This is a genomic window from Paenibacillus rhizovicinus, from assembly GCF_010365285.1.
Lineage (GTDB): Bacteria > Bacillota > Bacilli > Paenibacillales > Paenibacillaceae > Paenibacillus_Z > Paenibacillus_Z rhizovicinus.
The window spans coordinates 200,633-222,501 of sequence record NZ_CP048288.1 but is presented as its reverse complement, the minus strand read 5'-3'; the positions used below and the strand labels follow the sequence as shown (position 1 = coordinate 222,501).

Here is a 21,869-nt window from a genome sequence, read left to right as displayed (position 1 = left end):
CATGATATTATAATGGTAATGGCTGACGAGGTGCCGCCCATTGGGGCGGCCCATTATCTTGTTAAAGGAGTGAACGAGATGCCGATTAAAGATACACGAGATATAGTGCCTTTCGTCAACGGACTTGAGTCTAAGCTCAATGAGGTAGAGGACGGTATGGAATCGTGGCTACAAAACAAGGCAACGATCCTGGCTGCTATTCCGCAGGTCAGCAGCATACGGGTGCAAGCGACTTCTGCAATCGTAAAAGCCGAAGATGCGCTTGCTGAGCTGAACACGGCAACCTATGGCGTCGTTGCAGCGAAGGGTCAACGTCTGCGTAAATTGCTGGACGATCTCAAAAAGCAGGTTATTCAGATCGCAGAAAATGCCACGGGCGGGGCAAGTGTCCCTGATTACCTGAGCATGGAAATTAATAACGCCATCTCCTCGGTGGACAGCACGCTTGCAGATGGCGTCAAGCTGGATTATCGGTTGCGGAAAATCCAAGAGCTTGGACAAGCTGGAGCCGACTTTAGCAACCGGGATGTCGTGATGCCATATCGCTTTGAAGTGTCGGATCGCTTGGTGTCGGATCGACTTACCATTCCGAAAGAGGAAAACGTGGAGTTCGTTTCCGGCCGAGTTACGGTCCTTGATGTAACAGGAAATCAAGGCATCCTTAATGACAGCGGCAAGATGATAGAGGGCACGATCGATGCGGACGGTAATGTTCTTCTGAGCGATGCCCCGATGGTTTCGGTTCGCCTTTACTATCCGGTGCGCCTGTCATTTAAGGATGTGCCGGAAGACTTCCTAATGCTGCTGCTTGAAACCGTCATCTCCAAATCGAGCCCGATCATGGAGAGCCTGCTTAAATTCGAGAAGCTCTTGATGGATATCGTAACCGATATTACGGCCATGAAGGGAACGGACTGGACGGCCGACTTCTCCATAATGCGGAACCAGAAGGAGATCGTCCAAGAAGGCATTACGCCGAAGGGACTCAACATCAGTGCAGTCGATGGCATTGTGCATGCAACGTGGTCGTACAATGATCACCCACATCTATCGCACTTCATCGCTGAAAAATGGGACGAGCTCAGCAAATCATGGTTGCCGTTTGATGGCGATCAGGGACTCATAACGAAATGACCACAGGCAGCTTCGGCTGCCTCTCTACATAGGAGGGGTTCTCATGATTTTTAGGATGCCAATATTTTGGATCTTGTTCGGGTGGATTATTATCCCTGCTTGGATTTTATATCACATTGCTCGGTGGCTGATCGGTGATTGGAAATGTGATAAGTGCAAGGTTTGGTTTCGGGTGAATACCAGGAAAAATGTGTTCACACAAAAGCGGCGAAACGGCGACTGGACATATACTTGCTGCGGGTCTTGCTATAACGAGTACGAGAAAGAAGAACAGAATTATGGCTGGCCACCAGGCCTGACGCCGCCAAAGCCGGCATCATTACGAACAGAAAGCAGGTGACATCGTGGGTAAGTTCCTTAATGATTTTCTCTTAACCATGCCGGAGACGCAGCGAAAGAAATTGATGGAGCTACTGGAAAGCCGCCAGCGTCAAGGTATTATCAAGTCGGAAACCGAGCTGGCTGCAGAACTCGAGCGGCTGCTCAAGGGCCTGGACCGGCGGGACGGAAAACCGACGTTCACGCCCCGCAATCAATCCGAGCTGACCAGCTCCGAATCCTATAACGCCAATATGCAGGAGATTGAGTTCGATCTGGCCACACTCTTTGATGTTTCAGATCAGCTCGACCGTCTTTTGACCGATAACCAGCAGCTCACTCGCTCCATGCTGGCCGATATTCAAAAGAAGATCGCTGCCCTGGACTCCAGGTTAGAGCGGCACAAGCTGGTCATGTCCAACACGGATGGATTCCTATCCGGTGTTCATGAACAGTTCAAGGCGCCGCAGTATACAGAAACGTCCAGCGATGCGCTGCTGCTTCTGCAGAAAGAACGCCAGGGCAACTATTTACCTCCGGAGTACATGGCCGAAACGGTGGTGGACCGGTTGCAGCTCTCTTCAGCACAGACGATTGATCAGCTCAAGAATCCCTATGGCGCCAAGCTGGCTCGCATTGAAGTGAAAAACCGGACCGGCATGGTTGCCGGCAATCCGAAGTACACGATTGATTATGCGATCGACAGCTCGCAGGAAAGCTTCTGGGCGGAGGTCATTTTGGCGGATGCACCGCTTGAGCACAACATTGACGATATCTGGAATCATGACTACAAGAACACACCGACCACTGGAGCGCTTTGTGAATTAGAAATTACCCTGAACGGTGTTACGCCTGTCTCAGAAATCACCTTCGATCCATACTGTGGATTCCCGATGCAAATCGTTAGTATTCACGGCTACGAATCATCGGTGTACGACGGCAACGTGTATGAGCTCGTCACACCAGTTCACGAGAGTCCATATCAGCGCAGCCAAACGTCCAACACACAGATGAGCTTCCAATTTCCTTCTGTAGAAATATCCAAGCTCCGAGTGTTGATTCGCCAAGAGAACTATGCGAAAGAGAACTTTATCGTCAATAAGGATGAAGCCAATCAAGCTGAGCTCTGGGATAAGATCGCCGGCAACCGGCAGCTGACACAGGACTTCAAACAGCCGGGCGAGTCCATCGCTGAGTTCGACAAGAAAAACGAAATCTCTGGATGGAGTCGGTACCTCACCGCTCTTCAGGACTGGGCAAAGGAAAAGGGAGAACAGGCAAAAGGCGTGCTCGATGCCGCCAAGCAGGCCATGGAGGTCGTGAAGACCGGCCAGTATACCAACCCAATGCAGCTAGCACTGCGAGCCATTGCGCCGAATCAGAAGAAGACTCAGGCAGAGACAGAAGGGACGTTGGCGAGCGAGTGGCAGCCGGTATCCAAATACACCTATCTATATGGCGCCTACAACATCAGCATCGTCGGCCGCCGCTACAACCAGCAGTCGATTTATGTGTCGAAGCCGCTGCCGCTGGCCAGCAACCTGAAAACAGTCACACTGACTACAGTGGAGAAGCATCAGACAATTGACATGGATCAGGGCGACAAGGCGCCGATCACGGACATCGAATTCTACCTGGGGTACACCAAGAATCCGGATCCGGGATCCTGGAAACCGATCCTGCCATCCAACAAAGCCTATGTCGAAGGCGAACTCTTGATGGGCAACACCGTGGGTGAGGAGTATGAAGAGCTGAAAGACACGATCCAATTTAGCTTCCGCTTCCAGGCTATCTCGAACGACACAGTAACGATTCGGAGAAATGGCGAGCCACTCCCAGCATTCATGTATAAGCTCTCAGTTGACGGCAAGAAGATCGGCATTTTGAGAGACTTCTATTCACCGGCCAGCACATATACCGCAAGCTACAAGCCATCCGACGACGCCTACTTCGTAGATATCGATCAGGCGCTCATTGAGCCGTTGCAATACATCAATGACAATGGGGAGACGGGTGAAACGTTCGATGCGGTCGATGCCAATTACACGGTCACGCTGAAGCATACGCCTTACATTTTCCGGGAGCAAGTTTTCAGCTACGACGGGGAGAACGAGCGCTACAACCAAGACAGCAGCCAGTTCAATGCTGCCGACATGTACTACCCGATCATCGTGCGGGTCGGCGGAGTAGAGTATACGAACATCACCAATTACACGAACGGGACTTATGACAAGGAGCGGTTACAAGCGACAAGCGGCGAGAAGGTATTCGCTCAGATCGGTAGCAAGATTTATTTCCCAACCACGCCGACCGTTGATGAGCTCAAAGATATAACGGTTGACTATTACTACCTAACAACCGACGTTCGGCTTAAAGCCATCCTGCGCCGCAATCATGCCGGTTATGAGAGCATTACGCCGGCCCTTTACAATTACACGCTCCGCTGCCAAAGCTATGACCAGGAGGTACGCAATGTCTAATGAGCCGATTAAAAATAACTCGCAGATGCTTTATCTGCAGGCCCGTTTCCAGTTCGAGCAGGCAAAGGCCAAGTTCGATGATGGCACGATCAAGTCGGATACCAAGCTGATTCAAACAGTCTTCAAGGCGTTTCAGGACTTCTTCGTATCAGCCGGCCAGCCAATGATGATTCCTCGATATGCGGTCGATGGCGGCCCCCCATGGAGTGCCGACTTCAACAATATGATGGGCGAGATTAAACAGGATATGGATCTGCTCTTTCAAGAAGTCGATATCATCGGCCGGGCACTGTATGCGGATTTCAATCATAACGTCGTGCAGCAAAGCATGCTCCAGGCCGAGTTCGACCAGATCGCCGACAAGCTCAAGGATTTGGAGCTACTCTCGTCCAACCTGAATGTCAACGGCCAGATCGTTTTCTGCCGTAACGACTTCGCCAATAACGATAAGATTGATTTTGATCGGATCAGCGGGACGCCAGCGCATATCGAGAACGGCACCGTCACACTGGGCCAGACAAGCCAGTCAAGCGTCGGCAAAGAAGCCACGATTACGATTGTTCCCGGCAACAAGACCTACAAGAATTTCATTATCGGCAGCGAGTCCAATGGCTTCCCTGGTAATAATCATGAGATCACCGTGTCACCGGGCAGCTCCTTAACGAACAACGATTACACATACCGGTTCGTGGGCGAGAAGAACAACCATGGTGCATATGGCGTTGTGCTGGATGGCGACGCAAACACATGGTTCGAATACGAGCTCGTCAATGTGCGAGAGCAAGACAAACAAGCGGTGGCCAAGAATCTCGGATGGGATTATCAAGTGAATGGGAACCAGACACTTCGATTCGCCCGAGATCCTGACGGCGGAGTGCTGAAGCTGAATCTGCAGGTTATCCTGGCTGAAGAATCGCTGATCAACCAAATCAATGTGAATATGTACACGCCGCCCAACCATGGCGCCAAAACGGCGATCGTCAAAGATATCCTGGTTTCGGACGGCACGAGCGCACCATTATCAGTGATGACCAGCGCCAAGCTCGATTCCGACTACACGTTCCATTTCTCGCCACGCACGGCGAAGGTCATCACGATCCTGTTTGAGCAGCCGGAGAAATACTTTACGGACATTGGCCACATCTATTATGAGGCCAAGCGGCAGATCGAAAACGGCCCGGACTATGTATTCGACACGATCAATAAGGAATATTCACCGACGCATTTGCCACGAGTCGAGGGTCCGCAGATTGCGCTGCAGGATCTGGGTGTTCAGGTTAAAGCGACGCCCACCTCTGTAGACGCTACATATGGCCCGCAGACGCCGGACGGCACGACGCAATCAATGGAGAACATCATCTCCAACGTGCAATACAGTTTGAACGACGAGAACATCGAAATGGGCATCGAACGATTTGAGGGATGGCGGTATTGTATTGGGATCCGGGACATCGAGATCTTCTCAACCGAATACGAAGCTACTGGTGAAATCGTCACGGAGCCGTACTACTTTGAGCAGCCGCTCGAGAAAATCACACTCGACGTCAGAGAAGAAATGCCGCAGTACATCAAGTACCAGGTATCAATTGATGATGGAGCGACCTGGCACGACATTACGCCAATGGGCCGGCAAATGGCGAGCAGCTCTGACGAGGCGATGGCGCCAAAGATCTACACGATTCAGCAAGTAGAGAAGCAGTCGCAACAGGCGAACCCACGGCCGGGGTATCTGGAAACAGAATATCCGGTGTACAGTATCCGGATGCGAATGCTATTTGAACGGCCGGCGGAAACGGGGGGAGAGGCGTGAGTGAGAAATATACATCACCCATCTTAAAGGGATTCACTATTAAGGCGTATCTGCAGGGCGAGGCATCGGACAGCCAGGCCTCCAGCCGCAGAGCATACGAGGACGCAGGAGACGGCGACGAGGTGATCGACCCACCGTACTTCCCACCATCACCACCGTCGGCTGGAGATCCACCGCCACCGCCGGATCCAGATGAACATCCGCAGACGCCACCACCCGTCGATGATGACGGAGATGAGCCAGATCCGGATCATCCGGAATTAAACGTGAGGATCACAAACAAACTGGCGTCCCTTTGTCATGGCGATCAATTACCCGTGTCCGGTGTTGTTGACGGGCCATTTGGAATCACCAAAGTCGTGCTTCTGATCAACGGAGAAGTGGTCGAAGAGAAAAAGGGAGTCGGCGACAGAACGGAGATGGCCTATAACTTCAAGGTCCCTACCGATAAATACCTGATGGGCGGAACCATCTCCATTGAGGTGAAAGGATACGACAGCAAAGGCAATGTCGATACTGACAGCTACGTGCTTTCTCTGAAGGACTGCACGATACCGCCGCCGCCGGTCAAAGTCCGTGACTGCATGTTGTTCGACACCCTGCTGGTGCAATATTACCATCGTGACACCAAAACACTGGAATCCATCGACATTCCGTATGACTGGCTTCCTTACGAATTGGATAACGGGAACGGGGATAAAGTCACCTTCGGATGGAACGCAGCAAACAACGGCGTCATTGTCATGATGACTGAAAGCTATGATTCCAGCGGCACTGCATTTCAGCTCTCCTCGATTGGCGTGGTGTACAAGGACAATTACGATAAGGAGATCACGACGTGGGCCGCCGCCGTGGCTAGCAAGTCTAATGGCGCCAAAAACGTCGGGGCGATGCTCGGCGAGCCATCTTCGAAAAACCCAAGTGTCTGGATTACGGCAGCACAGAATGGAGACTTCTCCACTGCACCGGCGATCGGCGCACAGAACGACTACGTGATCTTCACATTCGATGCTGACTTTACGAGCAAACATTGTCTAATCTCGCATGATTTCAAGCCCGGAGATCACACGAAGGATTTGGATCTAACAGACCCTCCAGTCGAACCATACGATCCGGATAATGGCCCGCAGCGAGATTGTCTTCTATGGGACGGAATCATCGTACAATTTTATGATCCGAATACCGACAAGCTGGAGCGGGCTGTAATTCCTATGGATGGGCTCGGCAGCACGCCCGTCATGATGGGCGACGTGAAGATGATGATTGGCTGGTCGGATATGTTCAATGGTGTAACTGTTATGGTAAAGCAGTTAAAAGAAGGCGCCGGCTCTTATAACGCACACGTCACCGGCGTGGCGATCAAGTTCTCCGATTACTATGGCAATTCAAAAGAGGCATGGTCCCAAGAAGTAGCCTTTGCAACAGAGGGTACTCGTCATTACGAGCTCATGGTTGGTGAGCCAAAGGAAATCGTGAACTGCCCATGGATCAGCGAGATCAAAGCCGGAAACTATGCGAATGCGCCAAGCATGATGAACGTCAACGATTACGTGGCCTTCAAGTTCATGGAGGAGTTCACGAACAACCATTGTCCGATTGATGACTCCAAACAAAACGATGACGACATCGGTATTGATCCGGCCAATCCGCCGAATGTGCCCCACGTTTACATCGAGCCATTCCCGTTCAGCCATATTCAGGCCTGCATCATGGACGCTATTCAAGTGAAGGGATACGCAGAGGACTTTGATGGCCTAAAAGAAGTGAAGTTCTTCTTCACCGGCGATCTAATCGATATGTCGCCGTACCGTATCATAGGCACTGGCCAAAAACGGATTGATTTCAACTTTACGATCAACACGAGCTCTCTGCAGCCGGGCGACTATCGTGTAACGGGATGGGCAACGAACAACAGCGATCAGGTGAGTCCAACTGTCGTATCGACACCGAACAAACCAATTATGGAATTTACGCTCATGAATTGTTCGCCGGATATTACGATCAGCACTTTAATCGATACGTGTAATGACGTCAGTTGGACGTTTAGCGGATCAGTCAGTGCGCAGCGTCGCATTAAATCTTATAAGGTCGTAGATAATCTTGGCCGGACATGGACGCAGCAAAACGTCAATGGTTCAACAACGACCGGCAGCTACAGTATCACTGTGCCAGCCAATACCTATACGGGCGGTCAAACGATCACGCTGACGGCTACTGTTGAGGACATGGAGGGGCGAACGGATATGGCGACGACGACCATCTTCCGTCAATGCACGCCGCCACCAACCATAGATGCTGTTGTCTCTGGCATAGAGTGCAGCAATAAGGATTTGGCTGTTGGTATGAATGTTATCGGTGGGGATAGCCGAGGTGTTAGCACCGTGAAGATCAGCGATACTACTGGGCATGTTTGGTACACCGGCAATGGTGCATTCGGGTAAGGTCATTCTCGACTACCATCTCCAAGGACACGCTCTCTCCGGGCATGTACACCTTCATTTTTTGAAGTGACAATGGTTGGCGGAACGACGGCGAGCACCACAAAGCAGGTCAACATTATTACGTGCTCCAGCGACGGCAATGTATACGCATGCGGTGTACAATCGCAATCCGGGGGCGCTGGTACGACAACCAACTTCCATAAGCTTGGAGGTACGCCAGGCAATGTCGTGATCGACTACAACATGCAAACAGTTCCAGATGAAATGCAAGTGTACTATCAAGATATGCTAGTGGCGCAAACCGGTGGACCGGTATCCGGAACAAATAGTTTGTCATTCTACTACAATCCGTATAACGGCGTCGATTTCATTAAAGTCGTTGTCATCGGTTCAGGCTCAACAGCATGGAGCTATAAAGTTCTCTGTCCAGTATAAAAGAAGCGGGTGATATTCAATGGGAATCAGGCAGATCCAAGTTACACGGGCGATCGAAAAGATCGTGAAATATTATTTGCTGGAAGGCAAATATCCGACGCTGCAAACCATTACGTATCACTTTGGCCAATGGCTCCGGGGGCAATGTCCCTGGAGCTCCCGGTTTCAAAGCTACGAAATTGTTTCGCAGGCAAAAGTCCGACACCGATTTGTATAACAGCGATATTAGGCTCATTCATCAAGACATCTCCGACGCCTATGAAGCGACGATTCAGCAGACCACCCGAATTATGTCCGACTTCACCTTTGCGGATACGGAGCGGCAGAAGATGTGGAACCTCCTAGCTGGTATCTCAAAAAAGGTTGATCAACTCCTGCTTGTTTCCCAAAACGGAGCGGGGTATGTGGACGCCAACATTCTGAATTTCTATGACATGTCCTCCGTAAATGGCCAACGTACAACAGCTTATATCAACTTGAAGGATCGTCAAGTGACGCTGCGGGAGAATGAACGCAACAGTAATAAAGTTCTTCTGAATGGATCCCAAGCCAAGTTTAATTCGCTTACGGCAAACGTGGTTCATGCCGCCCTCGAGACTATTAACAATGCGTTTGATGATGACATCAATTCTGCCTGGTGGCAGGTCGTCAAAGTCGATGCGCCAACAACGATCCAGGCAGAGCTGATTGTGGTGTTCCCACAAGAAGAAGAGATCAACGAGGTGGTGTATGTCGCCCACAGCGTGAAGCCAGTCTTCATGCAGCTGGAATATACGTATGACGGTCTCACGTTCTCCCCAATCCCAGGCGAGAAGGACAAACGGAAAGTCGTTGATAAATCGGTATGGAGCTTCTCCAAGATTACAGTAAAGGGTATTCGCTTTAGCTTCGAGAAAAAGGATCACGACGATTACAGCGGCGGTGTGTACCAGTATTATTTCGGAGCCAAGAATATTACAGCCAGCAAGAAGGATTATGTGAGCGAGGGTATCCTCTACACGACACCGATCGTATTCGATACGCCCAACATTAATCAGGTGTCCATCAAGGCCGGCCATGAGATCCCGCATGGTACGGAGGTCGATTACGAAGTAGCCTCCTATGACGAGAGCAAGGATCTGGACACGCTGCTCTGGTTTCCGATCAGCTCGCTGGATGAGACCACGCCGAAGTATGCCAAGGTCGTGGAGTTCTCGGCTCGGCCGACCAAGTTCGTGGAGATGGCCAAAGCGGAGCCGACGCTCGAGATCAAGAACGGTATGCAGGTGTTCCGCCTGATCAAAGACGATGGCGACGGCACGTTGCCGCATGACTTCGAGGAGATGCGCAACCAAGTGCTGATGCGAGGAATCAATCAGTGGCGCCGGGAGAGGACGTATGTGAAGTTTGACGGCACGATGCCGTTGAATGGTTCGTGGAAGGATCAGTACGATAACCGGCCAGAGGCGGTGCGGATCGATTACTTGGCGATCAGCAATACACTAAGTCTCAAGCGGGACGGCGGCGGCAGCACGGACAACTTTTATCGGTTCACGACGTGTATTCAAAGCGACGAGACACGAGTCGTGCCGATGTCATTGGCCATTCTAAAGAGCCAGGAGAATGGACCGAAGAAGCGGATGGGTGCCTTCGCCGTATACGTCAATCAGAAACGGCTTGTCGCCTCCAACGAGGAAGTCACAATTACCCTAGAACCAGGCTGGAACGAGATCCAGGTGCTGTATCATTTCGGCAACATGCAGATGCGCCAGGATTTTATCGAGACAGAGCTGCCGAATGAAACCTACCTCGGCAAGTTCAACCTTGCACTGGAGAAGAGGGTGCGAGCTGATAAAGAGCCGCTCAAGCTCGTGGATGCTCACACGCTGTATTACAACATCTCTCCGAACAGCCGGGACTGTTTCGCCATCTACGAGCAGCAGGTCGTGTTAAATTATTTGCCCAAGAGCTGCATCTTCCAGCTTTCTTATGAAGTCGAAGACAGCGAGGCACAGAACAATCAAGTGGTGCTGCGAGCGATGTTGAAGCGGGAGGAGAACGTCCCGCATATCTCTCCGAAAATAAATCTGATCGAAGTCAGAGCGAGGTGATCGGAATGGAATGGAAAACAATCGAACCGGCGGATCGGCCGCTCAAGATGCCCAACATGATGAAGCGCAATGCCCGGCACCGAGGGCAGCGGGAATCCGAGAAGTTCCTATCCGACCATCAAGAAGAAATCTATGATATCAGACAAAACTTTAAGGACATTGATTCTGTGACAAATCAGCAGCAAGATAGCATATTTGCATGGATTCACGGGGAATCGCAAGAACCGGTGGAAAATATTACGTATTCGGGAGAGAAAACATTCACCGCAACAGCCAGCCAACTTTCGTACCTGCTGGTGCCCGGTGCGGCGGCGGGTCAATTTGAATCCCTCATGGTAGAATTGAATGGGGCCCTGCTAGGCTCTAATCAATATTCAATCGACAATGGGTACTTGATGTTCATGAGTAATGCGTTACAGGATGGGCTCTTGGATGTTAAATATACCGTCACGGTTCCTATCAAGAACCAGCGCATGGTCGGCGTGAGCGAGATCCATGACCGGATTCAGCGTCTGAGCGATCGGATGGGGGAAGTGGAACGGAGGTACAGTCAATATGAGAATGCCTACAAGTAAAGGCGGCGGGGCCCAGTTCAGGGGTCCCACGTCCTCTCACGATTACAATACAAACGAAGATGACAAGTACCTGGAAATGGTGGAGCTCTATCGGCAAAGCAATGAGAATCTAGCGCAGCTGACAGAGGTCCACCAGATCGTGCTTGCGGAACATGCGGCGCAGCAGCAGTACATCAGCCTCCTGGAATCAAAGATGGCCAGCATGGAAGAGCAGCTGACCGGCATTGAGGCAGTAACGCCGTATGAGCCCATCTTCAGTAAATCCACCTTCGCCTTGAATATGAAAGCCAAGTATCCGGCGGCTGCGCAGGAGCTTGCGGACACAGCGCTTCGATGCGACGTGGACCCGGCGTACCGGCTGGTCACGCTGCCGATTATCCACCAGATTCCAAAGACACATCTGGTCAATGATAAATCGGGCGAAATCATCGTTCCTTCCGAGCTGAAGGTGAAGGTGGGCCGAACGAACACCGGTGGTACGGTATCCGATAATGACGTGATAAACGCCTTTAATGGCGACAATGAAAGTTTCTGGCAGCGCAAGGTCAGCTATGACTTCTCGGCGGCGCCGGACCAAGAAGACGCTGTTCTGGAGATAGAGCTGCCGAGCCATCTCGTCAATAACCTGAACATCAATACGATTACGATTCATCCGCATCCGGAGCGTGGCATCCAGATCCAAAACATAGAAATGCATTACGCCAATGCGTGGCAGCAGATCAAAGGATTCACACAGGATGAGATATCATCGATCGACACGTATGAATTTGCACCTCGGAAGAAATGGTACTTTCCAAGTGTCCCGGTGCAGAAGATCCGCATCACACTGGTTCAGAAGAACCCAATTGATCTGAATGGCAAGAAGGTATTCGTTCTTGGCGCTCAAGAAATAAGTGTCCTTTTGACAATGTTCGAACCAGGCGGAGGCTTCATTCTATCTCCTTTCAGCATGGACGGTATTTACAACATAGAATCCATCGATCACGTCTTTCTCAATCGCTCTGCCTTCAGCTACGACACTAAGCTGGACCATCTCTTGGATGGAGCGATTTACGAGTACGAGGTGTTGAAAGAAGAGATGGATGGGACTCTGGTGCCGCTGCAAAGCTACGAGTGGACTGGCCAATATGCCAGGACACTTTGGGTGAAAACCAAGCTGTATCCAGATCCCAACAACGGTGTAAATCCATGTCTCCATGCTGTAAGACTAAATTATTCGAGATAGAAAGGAGGTTGGGAATGATGCAAAGGTTCTTGTCGAACAAAACATTCGATTTTGAGAATTTCATTACCCCTGTGAAGATCTTTATTGGTGTCGCTGGTGCTGCGATCGGATCGTTCGCAGAAACCATTTATGGGACAGGGGAGGATAGGATGTCGCTAATCGGTATTTATGCATTTTTCATCTTCATGGATTGGATTAGCGGCATCGCAGCTTCCAGGAAGGATGGGACCTATGCATCTGAATATGGTATCAACGGAATCCTTCGAACAATTTTCATTCTCTGTTTTCCGGCCGCCGCCAACATGCTAGATTTCGTCTTTCATACACCAGGCGTTTTCTTCTACGGCGTAACATCGGGCCTGATCTTTCATACCTGGAACAGCTTAACAGCGAACTCGGTCCGGGCAGGATGGGAAAAGTGGATTCCAAAAGCCATCATCAATTCGGTTCAGTCGGAAATCAAAGCCAAGCAAACCAGATCCAAAACGTCTCGGAATCGCCGGACTGCGGATCCAAATGAAGAGGAGAGTGTCTAATATGATTAAAGCTGCTGTGCAATACCTCACGATTACGCCGGCTATTCTGATCATGGTCGCTGAGCTCGTAAAGACCTTTGAAGTTGAAGGTAACGGCGAGCAGAAGAAAGAAGCCGTTCTCGAAGCTGTCGATATGACCTATGATGAACTCGGCAAAGTTGTCGAGCTGAAAATCTCCAAAGACTTCGTTCATTCCGTTGCAGAACGTTCGATCGGCGTCGTGGTTAATTTCTATAATCTCGTCGGCATCTTCACAAAGAAGAAGCAAACGTAAGAAAAACAGAGTAAAACGCAGGATACGCAACATATCCTGCGTTTTTTTGCGTCTAGGCATTGATTACTGTTGAAGGTGGTGTTATTATTATTGTGTAACGCATTACAATAATGATCATTGCAACACCCTCATATGCGGGCTATAATAAAATGGCGAATTGAAACAGGAGGCGATTGATTCATGCGACCGACGATCGAGAAGTATTTGCCGGATTTTGAGCAGATCAAGAAGATCAAAGAAACATTGAAAAAGTGTAAGGACGAGTGGCTGGAGAAGGACCCTAAGGGTAAACCGGTCCTCGGCCACAATACTATGCGCCAGATCATTGACCACGCCGTGGAAGGCGTTTCTTATTGGGACTTCGGTATCGAGCGGGAGTGGCGAGAAGAAGTTTACAAACATGATAAAGTTTCAAACAGCTATCAGTTCGACGGCTACGTGTATCACGTAAAAGGCTGGCTCTACATAGCGGGCGTTGGGCAGCGGGAACAATACGGCTGTAAGATCGCTATTGGTGGGAAGGACAACCAGAACTCCGCATACAAGGCGGCCGCATCTGATGCCTTCAAAAAGGCTGCTTCGCTCTTCAGTGTCGGTGAAGAAATCTACTCCAAGATTAAAGTCGAGATGGATGACGAGCAGCAGTACCAGCAAATGATGGGCGATCCAAACTACCAATTCCAACAGGCGCCACAATATCAGCAGCAGCCCGCTCCGTATCCGAATGGCCAACAGCAGCAGTGGTCTCCGGCAACGGATCCGACATGGACGCCGCAACCTCAGTGGCAGGCACAGCCGCAGGCTTATGATATGAACCCAGGATATCAGCAGCCACAACAACAGCAAGCATTCGGCAATGTGTACCAGTATCCAACTGGTCAGCAATTGCCAGTGCAACAGCAGCAAGGCGGATGGCCGCAGGATGTGAACCAGGAGGCTAATGGGAACTTCGATGCGACCAATCCGAACAGCTATCCATTCAACCCACATAACGAGGGTACACCGGAAGCTGCAGAGTGGGATCGAGTGAACATGCCTAATCAGCAGCAGCCGGTAAATGGCCAGCCGCAAGAACAAGCATTCATGGCACAGCCACAAGGCGCAGCGCAGCCACAGGGACAAGCACAGCCGCAGGGATACGCCGCACAGCCTCAAAGCTACGGGGCGCCCGTACAAGCTCAGCAACCCATGACGCCCGCATCGGCGCAGGAGCAGCAGGCAACGCAGCCGAGCGCTGTTCCGATTGAGTGGAATCAAAGCGAATTGATGCGCATGCATGAGCACCGTGGCCGCCTCAACATCCAGTCGGAAGAGCAGATGAATTCGTATATTCGGGATTACCTGAAAAATTCCGAAGCTTCGATGAAAGACATCACCCCTGAAAATCTCAAAGGGCTGAATGATTATCTGATGAACATCGCCGTGTAAAGGGGGATGAGCTCATGAATCAACGATGGGACATGGAAATCGAAGGGGTCCGCAAGGCGGCCCCCGACGGTACCAACCTCGCACTGGCAGAATGGTTTGTCAGAGAGGTTAATCAATCTGCAGCCAACATTGAAAATAAAGTGGCCAAGTCCATAAAAACAATCGAACGATTGATCAGCGGTGGCTGGGCGCTCGAAGATATCCAAGAAGAAATCATGAAGTTTGCCAAGGAGTATCCATCCATGGTGACGAGGATTTATCACTTGGAAGAGATCTTCGTGAACAAGCAGCCTCCCGACAACATCATGCAACCTGACGTGTTCTATTATCACAACATCCTGCGGGAGGTGCCGCCGCCAGTTCGGATGCGCATGGACCCGGAAACCGGTCAAATGATCCGTCATTCGGAGCCGTTCTTCCTCGAAATGAAGAGGCGCTTTACGATGAAGGAGCTTATGGACTACTGGTATACGAGCTGCCAAATCACGCCGCATGATCATATGAAGCGGCAAGACGAGGGCAAGTTCAAACATTTTCTTGGCATTTACGGGCTCGACGAGATCCTGTTTGCCATTGATGTCTCCAAGTCCAGCCGGGCCGAAATGAATTTGTCGCCGCTGCGCAATGCGTTTGACTTGGAGCGGTACATGGACAAGGCGCTGGAGTTTATTCGTGAAAAAGAGAACACCCATAAGCAGGTAGGGATCAATAGAGTGATTCGAAGAAAGGATCAAGCATGAACGAACAGCCAGCCATATTCGTGGAGTGTGGAGCGGATCTGCCTTGGGTCAAAGACAGCAAGTTTACGTTCACTCGGAAGCACTACATGACACCTCAGCAAGTGGACGAGTTCCGGCAGAAGTACAACAATGCCGGCGTGTACATGACCATGATGCAATACATCAACCCAGTATGGTACCAAAATGATAAGAAGAAGTGGCTGATCAATGCTGGAGAGTCGCTGAAATACGGAGACTTCTACCTTGATTTCGATTACCCGCTTCAAACTGACGACGACTTCGACAAGATCAAATTCGACGTAAGCGTGGCGATGCGGTATCTGAAGCTGATCCTGGCCGTCGAGCCTGACCAAGTCAATCTCTACTTTTCCGGTCAGAAGGGGATCCATTTAACCGTGGATGCCGCCGTGCTCGGCCTGCAGCCGCACTACTCGCTGAACATGATTTACAAAGAGATCTTTAACGATATAAAAAAATACTGCCTGCATGACACGATGGACCCGAAGATGTATGACGATAAACGGATGTTCCGTATGGTCAACAGCTTCAACATCAAGGGCCAGCGTTACAAGATCCCGGTCACGTACCAGGAGCTTACGAACATGTCATTGCAGGATATTCGAAATTTGGCCATGTCGCCAAGGCAGCTCCGTAAGCCGCCGCCGATGCTCTCGCAGCGGGCAAAGCTCGCACTGGAGAAATACATCAAGACATGGACAGATCGAGCCAACAGCCGCAAAGAGTTCAGTGGCCGGATGCGCAAGCTCGAGGAGCTGCCGATCTGCATTACTACAATGCTGGACAAAACATTCCGGGAAACTATTGACGGCCGCAACAACGCATGCGCAGCACTTGCCAGCTTCTTCATGCAACAAGGGATGGAGAGGGAGGAGGCGCTTGCTCGCCTAGTTCTATGGGGTGAGGAAAACTGCGTTCCGTCGCTGCCGTCACGGGAGGTAGAAACAACCGTGCATTCGGTCTTTAACGGCCAGTATCGCTATGGGTGCGAGACATTCAAAGCAGCCAGCGGCGTGTGCGATAAAGTGAATTGCCCATTATTTAGAGGGAAGGCCATCGGATAACGAGGCCCTTTCCTGTGTGGATCACGTACCATCACGTATCCAGACAGGAGTGGGCGTCGCATACCCGCTCCGCCTCCTGTGAACATATAGAGGGGAGTTCGCCAGCTCCCCTTGCGCATAGGGTCGCTTCCTCGTTACATATCTACATCAGAATTCATACGTGACTTCTGAAATAGGGCGAGGTATGGAAGCAGCTATGCGCAAGGGGTGAAGACGACCCCGCCGGAGGAGACAGTCAGAATGAGCAATTTCGAGGATTTAATGCGGCAGATGAATGAACAGATGCGGACGGACAGCAGCGTTTTCGTGCAGGATCCAAACAATCCGCAGCGCCTCATGATTACCGATGAACGAGCGCTATTCGGCCGGGACCTCAATATCATTGAGCGGCAAATGGTGGCGAACATCCTAAGCATGGACAACTATGCATGGAGCAGGGGATCTCGAGGAGGCTTGGCTACAGGCTTCGATCTCTTCGATGAATTGATTGAGGGCGGAGCTCAGCCGGGGCTTATCCTCTTTGCTGCAGCACCAAACGTGGGTAAATCTGCCCTCATGCTTCAGATTTGCAAACAGATGGCCGAGCGGAATGACCGGGTTTATGTCTCGTATCATTCCCTTGATGACAGCAACAACGAGCTGATGCCACGTTATATTGCCTGTGATCAGCGGATTACAATCGCCCAAGCCAAGATGCCGGAACGCTTTTCTGAACAAAAAGACATCCTGGAAAAGCGCAACGAAGGGCTCAAGAATTTGTTTCGCCGCACGGATAGGTTCGGCATGTTCGATTCGAATCACACTACTTCTCTTGAAGGTATGGAGCAGCATATTAAGGACATCATCATGACGCTGCCCGAGGGAACACGGATCGTTATCGCCATCGACTCGTTCAACGATATTACTGTCGAGAGCGAGAAGTTTAACAACAGCGACGCCAAAAACACCTACGTGGCCAAGGCGCTCAAGAAATGGACCGTCACCTACAACGCAGTTGTCATGTGTACTGCCCATCTTCGTAAGACCGGCAACAAGCGGCCGACCGTCGAGGATTTGAAGGATACCATCGAGCTTCAATACGAGGCCAACCTGATCTGCCTGCTCTACAGCGATGTAGGCGTGAAGGAAGAGAATGCAGCAGTCTATTGGATTAACGAAGATGAGGAACGCAAGATGCCCGTTATTGAAATGCGTATCGGCAAGAACAAGTTTGGTAGTTTCAAGGGAACCCGGTTCTATGAGTTCACGCCGGACTGGTCGTATGCGGTTGAGGCGCCAATCGAGGATTGCCGACGATACGCATCCCTGATTAATCAAGCATAGGGATATTAACTCCGCAGGGAGTTCATATATCAAATTCTTCTTCACTGGAGGCGAAGAGCATGGAACAATTTAAAAATGTGGATCTGTTTGGCGAACCAGCATCCATCCAGCCGATTAGAGACTTGAAAACAATCGGTGATCGGGTAATGAGCCTGCTTCATGAGCACGAGGCTGCTCGGAACAGCGACAACGTACTGATCTATCTGTACTGGCGCACTTATGACAGCTGCGTGAGTCTGGAAGATATGGTGTATGCCACGCCGCCGGAGGACATCCGCCGCTGCCGTCAGAAGATCAACCAGAACGGGCTGTATCATCCGACCGATGCAGAAGTAGCCCGCAAGCGCCGGCGCCGGCAGAGCCAATATCATCAACATTCGCTCAACATTTAAGGAGGGATTCAAGTGGAGTTCGTAATACAAGAAAGCAGCACACCTGAACAGCAGCAGAAGTATCTGCGCAATTTGATGGTCGGGGAGATTCAGACGAAGGTACGATTGGAAGATACCATTCAATCGTACAAGGCTGAAGTCGCCAAGAACACAGAAAACATCGTGGACCAGGCGCAGATCATCCGCAACTTGGAGACGGAGGTTGCGGGCTTTCCGGTCATCCCGCCCGATAAGCAAAAGCAACTTGAAACGGCCAAGTCACGGCTGGATCGGCATCTTGGGCTAAAGGTTGATTTTGAGAAGATCCTTTCTGATCTCGGGGGTCGTAACCAGCAAATGGTGGATGACATGCAAACGCATATGCGGCAGCTCTCGAATATTGAAATCGGTTTGGGCGGCTTTGTGGCGCACAGCTTTGGACTTCGCACCAACATCAAGTTCGACGAGGCCAGCAAGGCGCTGACATTTAAGCCACAGGGCAGCGTGGAAGTAGCGATCGCCACGGATCTGGCAAGCTGGAAAGACAGCTCCCAGATGACGATCACGAAGCGGGAGGAGAACTAATCGATGCTATTCTCATATTATTTCGACACGGAAAAGACGCACCGGCTTGAATGCCTGTTCGAAGTTCTCAGCTACAACGTCAAGAACAATACCAAGATCGAGCTGATCTTCAACATGAAGATCTCCGAGATTATGAATAACGCCGTGAAGAAGTCCGAATTTAAGCTTGGCACCTTCAACTTCGATGCGCCAGTAGAAGGCGATACGAAGCATGACATCGACTTTCTCCGCACCCGGTTTGCGCCGCACCAGAAATGGGTCTTCGAGGCGAAGAACAACAAGAACACAGCAGAGAGCATGGTGATCGGACTGATCTCGAGTACGGCCAACATCAATCCGCTTGGCCTGGATATCACCCAAATCAGCCCGATTTATGATGCCGGGCTCAAGGGGAATAACCTGGCCCGCCTGGAGCAATCGTATGTCCCTCCGGTCGTGCAGCAAACGCTTTTGGCAGCGACGTTCGATACGTTCGAGTATCCGCCAGGCTTTGAAAGCAGCACGGCCATCTATGAGCCGGCCAAGAAGTATTACGATCTGCAGGACTTCAAGCAGACGCTTCCGGAGCCGATTCCGGATCATAGCCGTTTCGTCATTGACGTATACTTAGCGCCGAAGTCCGTGAGCGACATGACCGAGACGCTGTTCATGCTTCATGCCAGTGGCGTCGGCACCGTCTATGTCACCCAAAACTACATCATTTTCTCGGTGAATGGCAAAGACAGCTCAAAGCAGTACAACCTGCCGATTGATCTGACCAAGCTGCACGACGGCACCTTCTTCTTGTCTCCTTCACGTTTGGTGGTAGAAGGTGACGGCAATGGGACGCTGAAGGTTCGTTACAATGAAACCGAGCTGACGACCACCTACGATCCATCGTTCTCGGTACAAACCTTGACCTTTGAAGGGGCCAACACTTCCAGTGGTGCTGTTGAAACCTTAATCGACAACTTTAACGTAACGTATTACAAATAAGAAAGAGGAGTGAATTGATCATGTTAATCGGACCATCCAAAACCCTCGCTGAGATCGAGGAGCAAATGAGCAACAAAATCTCCATGAACAAGATGGAGATGAAGAGCCTATCCACGCAGCTCGGCAAGCTGAACCAGGAATACAATTCGCTGCCAAAGATCAAAGGTGAGCCACCGACAGGCCGCATGGTTGAGGTCGTCAACGAGATCCGGGAGAAGACGGCCAAGATGGACGAGCTCGATTCTGAAAACAAAAAGCTGGAGATAAAACTGGAGGAAGCGGAGAAAGATCCGAACAAAGATCGCAAGCTCACGCTGACGCTTAAAGATCTGATCGACCTTGGCTTTGATAACGATATTGCGTAAGGAGAATGCAACATGGCCTTTGACGAGACTCGCTTTTATGAAAAGGGACTGACCCGCAGCAAGCGTCAGGACCTGGTGGAAGAATACAAAGAGGAAGAACAGCGCAAGAGCCTGAAGATCAATCCAGGAAAGAGAGTAAACTTGAGTACCGGGGATCCGCTCAATATGCCGAGGCATAAAGTGCATGGCGTCTGCTCGGCCTTCCAGGAATGCCCTATCTGCTACAAGTGCCGCTCGTATGACTCTTCGCATATGGCATGCCGATCGTGCGTCCTGACGCAAGAGGGCAGCCTCTGTAAGCGGGAACTGCATACCGAGCAGGCTCTGAATATGATGATCCGCCGGGAGCGAATCGATCTGGACGCCGGTAGGTTCGAGGTCCACTACAAGCATGTGGAAGAGAACAAGGGCTTTATCGAGAAGATCAAACTGCCGGACGGCACAATGATCCGATACGACGAGGCGGCCGACAAGATCGATTTCGAACCTATGCGCCCGTTTATTGGAAATCAGTTTGATTACTTCATTGACGGAGTAGGACAGGGCAAGCGGAAACTGACGGACATCAAACCAACCAAGTCTGGTGTTAATGCCATCTGGATGGATGGGCCCGAGGAGCCGATGTGATCATGGCAAAGAACAAGAGCTTTGGTCAAATGAGCTTCACGCAGATCGCCATGCAGCAAACATTACAAGCCGTGGATGCGCCGGTGTACTGCCGGCTCTGCGGCCGTAATGTAAAGGAGCCAAGCAGCAAGTCCCCGCCGGGAAACAACGGGGCTTGGATGAGGTACTTAGATTTGGAGATTGCGAACAAATGCCATGTTAGCTGCTATCAAGAAGAAGTCAACAAACAAAGGGGACAATAAAGCTATGATACAAGTCAATGAAGCGCATTTAATCTTTCGACCGGAGCTGGAGCTAATCATCTCTGCAGATATCAAGGTGCTTGCTGAGAACGTGATTGGTAATGCGCAGCCATCCTTTTACCAGGACGAGCAACTCGTAAACTATACCAAAAAAGTATTCAAGATCGTGAACATGCTGCTCGCCAAGGAAGGAACCGGCGGCCCGTTCCGAGACATGATCTTGTGCGCCATCCTGTTCCAGGATATTGCGCTCAACTCGCTGCCGGAAGACATGAAATACCTGCACCCGATTACCGCTGCCACCGTGGTACGCCAATTCGGCGACGGCCTGAACTCGCAGATGGTCGATGCGCTTGTGCAAATGATTGAAGGCCATGAAGGTCCAAAGTCGCCGTCCAAGTCGCTGGAGCCGAAGATGGGCCAGCCTGGATTCATCGTCGGTCTTGCCAATCAACTTGTGCGCTTCGACTTTATCGAAGTGGCTCTGTGAGGTGATGACGGTGAAGCCAATCTTAATGGGGGCAGAAAATCCGGAAGGATTGAAGCTCGAGGATGTGCTGGACCAGCTCTGCAATGAAGTGGCTCATAAGATCAACAAGATCATCAATGATCCGTCACCTCAAGCCAAGCTCGTCGTCCGGAACAACCAGGCAATTATCGAGCACTTGGGGGCGGCCGCAGTTCTACAGAAATCCAGCTACGTCGTTCTTGATGCTATGAAGGCCAACGAAGGCCCGACCGGCCAACCAAGAATCGGCAACACGAACTCGTAGAGGACTCATAACCATAACCCCAACATCTTGAGTGTTGGGG

At 50.9% G+C, this 21,869-nt stretch carries 21 protein-coding genes; all 21 read left to right on the top strand.

Translation table 11 applies throughout. From position 1 onward, the window contains the following. Positions 1-78 precede the first annotated feature (78 nt). The 21 genes from GZH47_RS33805 (at position 79) to GZH47_RS33705 (ending at position 21,829) form a co-directional block, all read left to right on the top strand. A complete protein-coding gene (locus tag GZH47_RS33805) occupies positions 79-1,134 on the top strand; it encodes a hypothetical protein (protein ID WP_162645765.1) in 1,056 nt (351 codons plus the stop codon). 344 nt (positions 1,135-1,478) lie between these two features. After that, entirely contained in the window at positions 1,479-3,932 is a 2,454-nt protein-coding gene (locus GZH47_RS33800; RefSeq protein WP_162645764.1) for a hypothetical protein, read from the top strand. Continuing rightward, positions 3,925-5,742 (top strand): hypothetical protein, encoded by a 1,818-nt coding sequence (locus GZH47_RS33795; RefSeq protein WP_162645998.1) that lies wholly within the window; start codon positions 3,925-3,927, stop codon positions 5,740-5,742. The genes GZH47_RS33800 and GZH47_RS33795 overlap by 8 nt, the downstream gene beginning before the upstream one ends. Continuing rightward, positions 5,739-8,183 carry a hypothetical protein gene (locus GZH47_RS33790; protein WP_162645997.1) on the top strand — a complete coding sequence of 815 codons (2,445 nt, stop codon included), beginning with the start codon at positions 5,739-5,741 and terminating at the stop codon, positions 8,181-8,183. Before GZH47_RS33795 ends, GZH47_RS33790 begins: the two co-directional genes overlap by 4 nt. A gap of 839 nt (positions 8,184-9,022) precedes the next feature. Continuing rightward, positions 9,023-10,708, top strand: a complete 1,686-nt coding sequence (locus GZH47_RS33785) for a hypothetical protein (RefSeq protein WP_225446654.1) — start codon at positions 9,023-9,025, stop codon at positions 10,706-10,708. Between the two features lie 5 nt (positions 10,709-10,713). Further along, positions 10,714-11,283 carry a hypothetical protein gene (locus GZH47_RS33780; RefSeq protein WP_162645759.1) on the top strand — a complete coding sequence of 190 codons (570 nt, stop codon included), beginning with the start codon at positions 10,714-10,716 and terminating at the stop codon, positions 11,281-11,283. After that, positions 11,264-12,508 (top strand): hypothetical protein, encoded by a 1,245-nt coding sequence (locus tag GZH47_RS33775; RefSeq protein ID WP_162645996.1) that lies wholly within the window; start codon positions 11,264-11,266, stop codon positions 12,506-12,508. Before GZH47_RS33780 ends, GZH47_RS33775 begins: the two co-directional genes overlap by 20 nt. Positions 12,509-12,522: 14 nt before the next feature. After that, positions 12,523-13,044: a phage holin family protein gene (locus GZH47_RS33770; protein WP_162645995.1), complete on the top strand. Its 522-nt coding sequence runs from the start codon at positions 12,523-12,525 to the stop codon at positions 13,042-13,044. Position 13,045: 1 nt separating this feature from the next. Beyond that, positions 13,046-13,318, top strand: coding sequence for a hypothetical protein (locus tag GZH47_RS33765; RefSeq protein WP_162645994.1), 273 nt, complete (start codon positions 13,046-13,048; stop codon positions 13,316-13,318). 180 nt (positions 13,319-13,498) lie between these two features. Beyond that, complete coding sequence (locus GZH47_RS33950; RefSeq protein WP_192043676.1) at positions 13,499-14,746, top strand: hypothetical protein; 1,248 nt, start codon at positions 13,499-13,501, stop codon at positions 14,744-14,746. Between the two features lie 32 nt (positions 14,747-14,778). Then, positions 14,779-15,486: a hypothetical protein gene (locus GZH47_RS33755; RefSeq protein ID WP_162645993.1), complete on the top strand. Its 708-nt coding sequence runs from the start codon at positions 14,779-14,781 to the stop codon at positions 15,484-15,486. Next, positions 15,483-16,568: a primase C-terminal domain-containing protein gene (locus GZH47_RS33750; RefSeq protein WP_162645992.1), complete on the top strand. Its 1,086-nt coding sequence runs from the start codon at positions 15,483-15,485 to the stop codon at positions 16,566-16,568. The genes GZH47_RS33755 and GZH47_RS33750 overlap by 4 nt, the downstream gene beginning before the upstream one ends. A gap of 240 nt (positions 16,569-16,808) precedes the next feature. Next, entirely contained in the window at positions 16,809-17,891 is a 1,083-nt protein-coding gene (locus tag GZH47_RS33745) for a DnaB-like helicase C-terminal domain-containing protein (protein WP_162645991.1), read from the top strand. A 59-nt stretch (positions 17,892-17,950) separates the two neighbouring features. Next, positions 17,951-18,283, top strand: coding sequence for a hypothetical protein (locus tag GZH47_RS33740; protein ID WP_162645990.1), 333 nt, complete (start codon positions 17,951-17,953; stop codon positions 18,281-18,283). 12 nt (positions 18,284-18,295) lie between these two features. Next, positions 18,296-18,847, top strand: coding sequence for a hypothetical protein (locus GZH47_RS33735; RefSeq protein WP_162645989.1), 552 nt, complete (start codon positions 18,296-18,298; stop codon positions 18,845-18,847). A 3-nt stretch (positions 18,848-18,850) separates the two neighbouring features. Then, positions 18,851-19,822, top strand: coding sequence for a hypothetical protein (locus tag GZH47_RS33730; RefSeq protein ID WP_162645988.1), 972 nt, complete (start codon positions 18,851-18,853; stop codon positions 19,820-19,822). A 20-nt stretch (positions 19,823-19,842) separates the two neighbouring features. Continuing rightward, the gene (locus tag GZH47_RS33725; RefSeq protein ID WP_162645987.1) at positions 19,843-20,187 is read left to right on the top strand and encodes a hypothetical protein; all 345 of its coding nucleotides are present in this window, start codon (positions 19,843-19,845) and stop codon (positions 20,185-20,187) included. 12 nt (positions 20,188-20,199) lie between these two features. After that, positions 20,200-20,814 (top strand): hypothetical protein, encoded by a 615-nt coding sequence (locus GZH47_RS33720; RefSeq protein ID WP_162645986.1) that lies wholly within the window; start codon positions 20,200-20,202, stop codon positions 20,812-20,814. A gap of 2 nt (positions 20,815-20,816) precedes the next feature. Next, on the top strand, positions 20,817-21,056 hold the full coding sequence (locus GZH47_RS33715; protein WP_162645985.1) for a hypothetical protein: 240 nt from the start codon (positions 20,817-20,819) through the stop codon (positions 21,054-21,056). A gap of 4 nt (positions 21,057-21,060) precedes the next feature. Further along, entirely contained in the window at positions 21,061-21,546 is a 486-nt protein-coding gene (locus GZH47_RS33710) for a hypothetical protein (protein ID WP_162645984.1), read from the top strand. A gap of 1 nt (position 21,547) precedes the next feature. Further along, positions 21,548-21,829: a histidine kinase gene (locus GZH47_RS33705; RefSeq protein WP_162645983.1), complete on the top strand. Its 282-nt coding sequence runs from the start codon at positions 21,548-21,550 to the stop codon at positions 21,827-21,829. Positions 21,830-21,869 lie beyond the last annotated feature (40 nt).

What these genes read in the sequence shown, in the direction of transcription:
- GZH47_RS33750 (WP_162645992.1), top strand. Translation starts at nt 15,483, where the DNA reads ATGAACGAACAGCCAGCCATATTCGTGGAGTGTGGAGCGGATCTGCCT.
- GZH47_RS33740 (WP_162645990.1), top strand. Translation starts at nt 17,951, where the DNA reads ATGGAACAATTTAAAAATGTGGATCTGTTTGGCGAACCAGCATCCATC.
- GZH47_RS33780 (WP_162645759.1), top strand. Translation starts at nt 10,714, where the DNA reads ATGGAATGGAAAACAATCGAACCGGCGGATCGGCCGCTCAAGATGCCC.
- GZH47_RS33775 (WP_162645996.1), top strand. Translation starts at nt 11,264, where the DNA reads ATGAGAATGCCTACAAGTAAAGGCGGCGGGGCCCAGTTCAGGGGTCCC.
- GZH47_RS33745 (WP_162645991.1), top strand. Translation starts at nt 16,809, where the DNA reads ATGAGCAATTTCGAGGATTTAATGCGGCAGATGAATGAACAGATGCGG.
- GZH47_RS33805 (WP_162645765.1), top strand. Translation starts at nt 79, where the DNA reads ATGCCGATTAAAGATACACGAGATATAGTGCCTTTCGTCAACGGACTT.
- GZH47_RS33755 (WP_162645993.1), top strand. Translation starts at nt 14,779, where the DNA reads ATGGAAATCGAAGGGGTCCGCAAGGCGGCCCCCGACGGTACCAACCTC.
- GZH47_RS33795 (WP_162645998.1), top strand. Translation starts at nt 3,925, where the DNA reads ATGTCTAATGAGCCGATTAAAAATAACTCGCAGATGCTTTATCTGCAG.
- GZH47_RS33950 (WP_192043676.1), top strand. Translation starts at nt 13,499, where the DNA reads ATGCGACCGACGATCGAGAAGTATTTGCCGGATTTTGAGCAGATCAAG.
- GZH47_RS33730 (WP_162645988.1), top strand. Translation starts at nt 18,851, where the DNA reads ATGCTATTCTCATATTATTTCGACACGGAAAAGACGCACCGGCTTGAA.
- GZH47_RS33770 (WP_162645995.1), top strand. Translation starts at nt 12,523, where the DNA reads ATGATGCAAAGGTTCTTGTCGAACAAAACATTCGATTTTGAGAATTTC.
- GZH47_RS33725 (WP_162645987.1), top strand. Translation starts at nt 19,843, where the DNA reads ATGTTAATCGGACCATCCAAAACCCTCGCTGAGATCGAGGAGCAAATG.
- GZH47_RS33720 (WP_162645986.1), top strand. Translation starts at nt 20,200, where the DNA reads ATGGCCTTTGACGAGACTCGCTTTTATGAAAAGGGACTGACCCGCAGC.
- GZH47_RS33710 (WP_162645984.1), top strand. Translation starts at nt 21,061, where the DNA reads ATGATACAAGTCAATGAAGCGCATTTAATCTTTCGACCGGAGCTGGAG.
- GZH47_RS33715 (WP_162645985.1), top strand. Translation starts at nt 20,817, where the DNA reads ATGGCAAAGAACAAGAGCTTTGGTCAAATGAGCTTCACGCAGATCGCC.
- GZH47_RS33765 (WP_162645994.1), top strand. Translation starts at nt 13,046, where the DNA reads ATGATTAAAGCTGCTGTGCAATACCTCACGATTACGCCGGCTATTCTG.